Genomic DNA, 3,475 nt, shown 5'->3' with positions numbered 1-3,475 from the left:
AGCCCGGCGGCTGGTCGCAGTCGCGCTACCAGCGCGCCGCCATGGAGGCCTGGCACCAGAACGCCGGCGACGCCGCGGCGGCCACCGCCGACCTGGCCGAGCGGGTGGGCGCCGACGTGGTCGTCGTGGCCGGGGACGTCCGGGCCACCGGGATGATCGCCGCCCAGCTGCCCGCGCGGTGGCAGGACGTCCTGGTCCGCACCGACGCCGGATCGCGTGACCCGGGCGCCGACGACACCCTGATGGACGACATCACGGTGCAGACCGTCGCCGAGGTAGCCGACCGGCGGATCGCCACCGCGCTCGACCGGTTCGGCGTGCAGGAGGACGTCGGCGCCGGCCTCGACGCGGTCGTCGCCGCGCTGCAACGCAACCAGGTCGACACGATGCTGATCGTCGACGACGCCTCCGCCGACGGCGAGCTGTGGGTCGGGCCCGACCCGACCGAGATCGCCACCGACCCGGCGCAGCTGGCCGGCATGTCGGTGGCCGACCCGCAGAAGGTACGCGCCGACGCCGCGCTGCTGCGCGCGCTGATCGGCACCGACGCGGACGTGACGGTGCTCGCGCCGGAGGAGGCGCCGGAGCTGACCGACGGGGTCGGCGCGGTGCTGCGCTACGTCGACGCCGGCACCCCGGGGCGGGGCGATGGCTGAGCGTACCGTCGCCGACCTGGTGGTCGAACGCCTGCGGGCCTGGCGGGTGCCGCGGGCCTTCGGCTACCCCGGGGCGGCGATCGCGCCGATGCTGGCCGCGTTGGACGAGGCCGGCGGAGACCCGGACTTCGTGCCCGCCCGGCACGAGGAGACCGCCGCGTTCATGGCCACCGGGCACGCCAAGTTCACCGGCGGCATCGGGGTGTGCCTGGCCACCCAGGGACCCAGCGCGGTGCACCTGCTCAACGGCCTCTACGACGCCAAGCTGGACAGCAAGCCGGTGGTGGCGATCATCGGCGAGGACGTCAGCGGTCCGCTCGGCGGCGCGCACGAGGAGATCGGTCTGAGCCGCCTCTTCGGCGACGTGTGCAACCAGTTCGTCCGCTACGGCCGCAGCCCGGAGCACGTGCCGGCGCTGCTGGACCAGGCTTTCCGCACCGCGGCGGCCACCCGCAGCCCGACCTGCGTGGTCCTGCCGCGCGCCTTGCAGGTGACGGTCGTGCCGGACCTGGTGCCGCAGACCGCCGGCGTGGTCACCGCGACGCCCGGCGAACCGCTGGCCCGGGTGCTGCCGCACGAGGCCGACCTGGACGCCGCCGCCGCGTTGCTGGGCACCGGGCAGCGGGTGGCCCTGCTGGTCGGCCAGGGCGCGCACGGCGCGGAGGAGGAGATCGTCGCGCTCGCCGACCGGCTCGGCGCCGGCGTGGCCACGTCACTGCTGGGCAAACCGGTGCTGGACGAGCGGCTGCCCTTCCACACCGGGGTCCTCGGCGAGGTCGGCACCACGGCCGCCGCCCAGCTCATGGGCGGCTGCGACACGCTGCTGATGGTCGGCACCAACGACCCGTGGACCGACTGGTTCCCGATGGTCGGTCAGGTCCGCACCATCCAGATCGACATCGACGGCCGACGGATCGGCACCCGCTACCCGGTCGACGTGCCGCTCGTCGGTGACTCCGCCGAGACGCTGCGCGCGTTGCTGACCCGGGTGCCGGAGCGGCGCAACGGGCAGTGGCGGGGCGTGGTGGAGCGTTCGGTGGAGCGGTGGCGGGAGGCTGCCGTGGACCGCGCCGCCGCCCCGGCCGAGCCGATCAACCCGCAGCTCGTGCTCCGCGAGCTGTCCGCCCGGCTGCCGCAGCGGGCGTCCGTCGCGGTCGACGTCGGGTCGGTCGTCTACTGGTACGCCCGGCACCTGGAGCTGCCCCCGGGCGTGCAGGCCCGGCTCTGCGGCACGCTCGGCTCGATGGGCTGCGCCCTGCCCTACGCGGTGGCGGCGAAGCTGGCCCGTCCGGACCAACCGGTGCTCGCGCTGCTCGGCGACGGTGCGATGCAGCTCAACGGCCTGGCCGAGCTGATCACGGTGGCGCACCACTGGACCGAGTGGTCGGACCCCCGGCTGGTCGTGCTGGTGCTGAACAACCGGGACCAGTCCGGCGTGGGCGGCGGACGCCCACCGGGCGCGCTGCCCGACCGGCGTCCCGACGTGCCGTACGCCGGGTGGGCCCGACTGCTCGGGCTGCACGGCGTCCGGGTGGACCGACCGGACCTGGTCGGCGCGGCCTGGGACGAGGTGCTGGCGGCGGACCGGCCCAGCGTGCTGGAGGCGGTGGTGGATCCGGCCGTGGCGCTGGACGTGCCCGAGCCGGCACTGGCCGACCTGCGCGGCCTGGTGGCCGACGGGGACGCCGCGCGCCGGGTGCGGGAGCGGGTGACCCAGACCGAGGCCATCGCGGCGGAGGACCTCGTTTAGCCGGCCGGCGTCCGGGCACTGCCTCGGGGCCAGTTACCCCAGGAGGTCAGATGCCCGCCGCCACCACCGACCACCGCTACGGCCCGGCCGCACTGCCCGGGCCACGCGGGCCGGTCTCCGCCGCCCTGCTCGCCGCGCTGCGTGGCGCGCCCGGAGAGCTGCCGGCCGGGCTCGGCGACGAGTTCGCGTCGGTGGCCGGGCCGCTGACCGACGAGGACCTCCAGCTCACCCTCTTCCTCTGCTACGAGCTGCACTACCGGGGCTGGCAGGGGGTCGCCGACGACTGGGAGTGGGAGCCGTCCCTGCTGGCCCTGCGGGCCCGGGCCGAGCGGCCGTTCGAGGCGGCGCTGCGCGGGCTGGCCGGACCGCTGCCGACGGTGCTCCCGGCAGCCCTGCCGGGTGCGCTGACCGACCTCGTGGCGGCCGACGACGGCCCGCCGCTCGCCGCCGCCCTGCACCGCCGGGCCGACCTCGACCAGTTCCGCGAGTTCGTCACCCACCGCTCGGTCTACCACCTGCGCGAGGCCGACCCGCACAGCTGGGCGCTGCCCCGGCTCGGCGGCCCGGCCAAGGCCGCGCTGGTGGAGATCCAGATGGACGAGTACGGCAACGGCCGCCTGGACCGGATGCACGCCGAACTGTTCCGCACCACGATGGACCGGCTGGACCTGGACACCGACTACGGCGCGCACCTGGACCGGGTGCCGGCGGTCACGCTGGCGACCAACAACCTGATGTCGCTGTTCGGCCTGCACCGGCGGCTGCGCGGGGCGCTGCTCGGCCATCTCGCCGCGTACGAGATGACCTCGTCGCTGCCCAACCGTCGCTACGGCAACGGGCTGCGGCGTCTCGGCCACGACGCGGTGACCACCCGCTTCTACGACGAGCACGTCGAGGCCGACGCGGTGCACGAGCAGATCGCCGCGTACGACCTGTGCGGCGGGCTGGTCCGCGCGGAGCCGGCACTCGCCGCCGACGTGCTGTTCGGGGCGGCCGCGGCGCTGGCGGTGGACGGGCTCTTCGCCGCGCACCTGCTGAACGCCTGGTCGGCGGGCCGGTCGTCGCTGCG

At 75.7% G+C, this 3,475-nt stretch carries 3 protein-coding genes; all 3 read left to right on the top strand.

Annotated elements, in window-relative coordinates:
* Positions 1–656: baeRF2 domain-containing protein (locus HUW36_RS28435; protein WP_281357566.1), on the top strand; the 656-nt coding region annotated here is incomplete at its 5' end.
* Complete coding sequence (locus HUW36_RS28430; RefSeq protein WP_174530941.1) at positions 649–2,406, top strand: thiamine pyrophosphate-binding protein; 1,758 nt, start codon at positions 649–651, stop codon at positions 2,404–2,406. The genes HUW36_RS28435 and HUW36_RS28430, both read left to right, overlap by 8 nt.
* Positions 2,407–2,456: 50 nt before the next feature.
* Positions 2,457–3,475 (top strand): iron-containing redox enzyme family protein (locus HUW36_RS28425; RefSeq protein WP_174530940.1); only part of this gene is annotated, 1,019 nt, incomplete at its 3' end.

The sequence above is a fragment of the Micromonospora maritima genome, from assembly GCF_902825405.1.
Classification (GTDB): domain Bacteria; phylum Actinomycetota; class Actinomycetes; order Mycobacteriales; family Micromonosporaceae; genus Micromonospora; species Micromonospora maritima.
The sequence above is the reverse complement of the archived record's forward strand: the minus strand, read 5'-3'. Positions and strand labels throughout refer to the sequence as shown.

Bases quoted from the DNA above. Each gene is read 5' to 3' on its own strand.
- HUW36_RS28430 (WP_174530941.1), top strand. From the start codon at position 649: ATGGCTGAGCGTACCGTCGCCGACCTGGTGGTCGAACGCCTGCGGGCC.